This window comes from Plasticicumulans sp., from assembly GCF_035331805.1.
In the GTDB taxonomy this organism is placed as follows: Bacteria; Pseudomonadota; Gammaproteobacteria; order Competibacterales; family Competibacteraceae; genus Plasticicumulans.
The window spans coordinates 1-3,466 of the sequence record NZ_DAOLKE010000352.1; the positions used below are offsets into that span (position 1 = coordinate 1).

Consider the following 3,466-nt stretch of genomic DNA (forward strand, 5'->3'; position numbering starts at 1 on the left):
ACCAGCGCCGCGCTGTAGACGCGCCACTGGATCGGGATCGCATACGAGCGGGCGCTGCGGGCGAGGGTCAGCTGCTCGGGCTTGCCGGCGATGCGGATCGGCACCGAGATCATGAAGTCGGAGCCGAGTTCGCGCCGGGCGTTGCCGGCGAGCGTGTTGGCGATCTCGCCGACCACGTCGAGGCAGTGCTCCTGCGAGTGCTCGGTCTCGCCCTGCGTCATCAGCAGGTACTGCATCATCCTCGCCGGGGCCGTGAAGTACACGCAGCCGCGGAACGCGCCCGAAACCCCGATGACGCCGGTGTAGTCGTAGACCAGCGACTCGTCGTGGCTGATCAGGTAGGGCACGCGCACGATCGCCGGCTCCTGCGCGAAGGCCGAGAAGTAATGCGTGGCGTGGTCGACGAAGACCTTGAGCTGGGTTTCGTTCAGCATCAGTGCAGTTCCAGCAGTTCCGTCAGCGCCTCGTTGAGCTGCGCGTCATCGAAGGGCTTGTAGAGGAAGCCGCGCGCGCCGCGGCGGATCGCCTCGATCGCGGTCGAGCGATCGGCGAGCGCCGAGACGACCAGGATGCGCGTGTCGGGCCGGATCGCCAGCACCGCCGAGATCGTCTGCAGGCCGTCCATGCCGGGCATGGTCAGATCCATGGTCACGGCGTCGGGCAGCAGCTTCCTGAACTTGCGCACGGCCTCGTCGCCATCGGCGGCGGTGCCGACGATGTCGAGGCCGTCGATGGCGACGCTGCGTTCGATGCGGCGGCGGATGATGTGTGAATCGTCGACGATCAGCAGCGTCAGCGGCTTCGGTTCCGGCATGGTCCTGTCCTCAATGAGTCTGTCGTCGCAGGGCAGGGGGCATGATCAGGTCGTCTCGAAGCTGAGTTCGCCGAGTCCCGGCAGGCCGGGCAGCGTGATGCGCCACGCGCAGTAGCGTCCCGGTTCCGAGGCCACCGACAGCGTGCCGCCGAGCGCCTCGACGCGGTGCTTGATCACGTCCATGCCGACACCGCGGCCGGCGGCGAGGGTGGCTTCGGCGGCGGTCGTGAAGCCCGGCTCGAACAGCAGCGCGCGCAGCCCGGCCGTGCCCATCGCGTCCAGCTCGTCCTCGCTCCAGCGCCCGCTCTGCAGCGCGGCGGCGCGGATGCGCCCGGGGTCGAGGCCGCGGCCGTCGTCGTGGCAGATCAGCTCGATGCCGGCGCTGGCATCGGCGCGTGCCTGCAGGCGGATGGTGCCGACATCGGTCTTGCCGGCGAGGTGGCGCTCCTCCGGGGTCTCGATGCCGTGCGCGACGGCGTTGCGCAGCAGCTGCACCAGCACCTCGCGCAGCGCCGTGATCTGCTCGGCGCCGCTGACCGCGAGCGTGTCGAGGCCGCTCGCGAGCAGCTGCACGCGCTTGTGCTCGGTCTGCGCCAGACGCTCGACCAGGAAGCGGAAGGTGTCGACGGTCAGCTCCGGCAGCGGCGCAGCGGTGCTGGTCGGGGCCATCGCCGGCGTTTCGGCCGCGGCCCCGGCCGGCGCCCCGGCAGCGGCCGTCGCTTCCTGCGCGAAGCCCTGCTGCAGCGAACCGAGCCGCTCGACCATCGCGCGCACCGCCTCGACGCTGCCGATCAGCCGGTCGAGCTGCACCGCGAGCCCGATCAGCTCGTCGCCGCCGACGCGCTTGAGGCCGCGCAGCTCGACGATGCGCTCCTCGAAGTCGTGCGCGAGCTTCTCGAAGAACTCCAGCCCGAGCAGGCCGGCCTCGCCCTTCAGCGCGTGGATGGTCGGGAAGATCTCGTTCAGCACGCCGCGATATTCGTCGCGCTTCGACAGGTGCTTGCTGCCGTGGCGGCGCAGCGTGGCGTTGATGTCGTGCAGCGCCTTGTCGGCGCGGTCGATGAACTCGCGCAGCCGCGGCGGCTCGACGTGCAGGATGCCGAGCAGCAGGCTCATCTGTTCCTCGGCCTGACGGCGCGACAGTTCGAGCTGGCGCGCCAGCTCGATGCGCACGGTGATGTCGCGCACCGTCACCAGCAGGTGCACGAGCGCCGAGTGCGCATCGGTGACGCGCGTGAACTCGATGCCGAGGTACTTGCGCTGCGGTTCGCCGTTCGGGCCGGGAATCAGCACCTCGACCTCGTGCAGCGGGTTGAGGCTCGCCACCAGCTTCAGGTTGACGTGCTCGCGGAACAGCACGTCGAGGAAATCCGCCGCCTCGCGATAGACCTTCTCGGAGACGATCTCGCGCAGCATCGGCAGGAAGGGCTGGTTGGCGAGGGTGCTGCGGCCGAACAGGCCGTGCAGCGACTTCGACGGCTGCGCGCCGATCGTCAGCTCCCGGTCGAGCAGGAACAGGCCGTCGGTGACGGTATCGAGGATCTCGACCGTCTCGCGCCGCGCGGTCTCGGCGCGCGTGTCGCTGTCGCGCAGCTGGCGGATGAAGTGAAAGAGGATCAGGAAGAAGTTCGCGAGCGCAAGCCCGATGCCGATGGTCTGGATCAGGCGCAGGCGATCGGCCTTGCCGGCGGCGACCTGTTCGAGTGCCGTGGTCAGGTCGTTCATCAGCCGCAGCAGCGCCAGGTTGCTGCTGCTCGCCAGGCGCACCGCCTCGTGCAGCGCCGCCGCATCGCTGCCGCGCAGCGCCGGATCGAGCGCCGTTTTCAGCGGCTGCCAGAGTTTCAGCGCCGCCTCGACCGCGGCGCGGCCTCTGGCGTCGCTCACCGGCTGCAGCAGCACCGCGCGGCCGTCACCGCCGGTGGTCTCGCCGCCGCGCTCGAAGGCGCTCAGCGTGGTGTCGAACAGCGTCGTGGTGTTGCGCAGTTCCATCAGCGCGTTGGTCGCTTCGGTACTGCCGGCCGGCGCCGCCCCGAACTCGTGCAGGGCCTTGACCAGACGCTGCGACAGCATGCGCTGGCGGCCGGCGAGGTTGATGCCGACGGCGTCGGTGCTGATCTCGCTCGACGTATAGAAGTTGAGGATCAGCACGCCGAGGTCGAACACGAGAAACAAGGCGATCGACAGCACGATCGTGCGGTACTTGCCGAAGCCGGTGCGGCGGCGTGGAACGGTCGAGGGGGCGGCGACGTTCATGATGCGGTCCTGTTTGCCGACGGAAGTCCTGGGGTCCGGAATCAGGGTCCGGGCGGGCGGACCATGATCCCGATCAACACTTCGCAATTATCGGGCCAGAGGCCGACAGCCCCGGAACATAGTCCGGAACGCCTGATAAATGAATGATCGGTAAGGATTCGGCGTCATGCCGTGCCGCATTGCCCCGGCATCGGGCAGCCGGATTGCATTCTGTTGCACTGCGACGGTGCAGCGGCCGTCATCCGTCGCGGCGGGGCAGAGGGCGGCGGACGACGGTTCCGGTGAAGCCGGAAGCTGTGGATTGAAAACCCGCTCCTGCCCGGAAAACCCGTTCGCCGGCACCGGGGCGCGGCGCGTCGGGAGGTTCCTGAAACGCCGCTGTCCTGCACTCGTCAGCCC

3 protein-coding genes are annotated in these 3,466 nt (G+C 69.1%); all 3 read right to left on the bottom strand.

Annotation, left to right across the window (positions count from 1 at the left end; all coding sequences use genetic code 11):
• A partial coding sequence (locus tag PKE44_RS16635; protein ID WP_324553470.1) for a chemotaxis protein CheX occupies nt 1-434 on the bottom strand: 434 nt, incomplete at its 3' end.
• Nucleotides 434-814, bottom strand: a complete 381-nt coding sequence (locus PKE44_RS16640; RefSeq protein WP_324553474.1) for a response regulator — start codon at nt 812-814, stop codon at nt 434-436. The genes PKE44_RS16640 and PKE44_RS16635, both read right to left, overlap by 1 nt.
• 45 nt (nt 815-859) lie before the next feature.
• Nucleotides 860-3,067: an ATP-binding protein gene (locus PKE44_RS16645; RefSeq protein WP_324553477.1), complete on the bottom strand. Its 2,208-nt coding sequence runs from the start codon at nt 3,065-3,067 to the stop codon at nt 860-862.
• Nucleotides 3,068-3,466: the final 399 nt, after the last annotated feature.

What these genes read in the sequence shown, in the direction of transcription:
- PKE44_RS16640 (WP_324553474.1), bottom strand. Translation starts at nt 814, where the DNA reads ATGCCGGAACCGAAGCCGCTGACGCTGCTGATCGTCGACGATTCACAC.
- PKE44_RS16645 (WP_324553477.1), bottom strand. Translation starts at nt 3,067, where the DNA reads ATGAACGTCGCCGCCCCCTCGACCGTTCCACGCCGCCGCACCGGCTTC.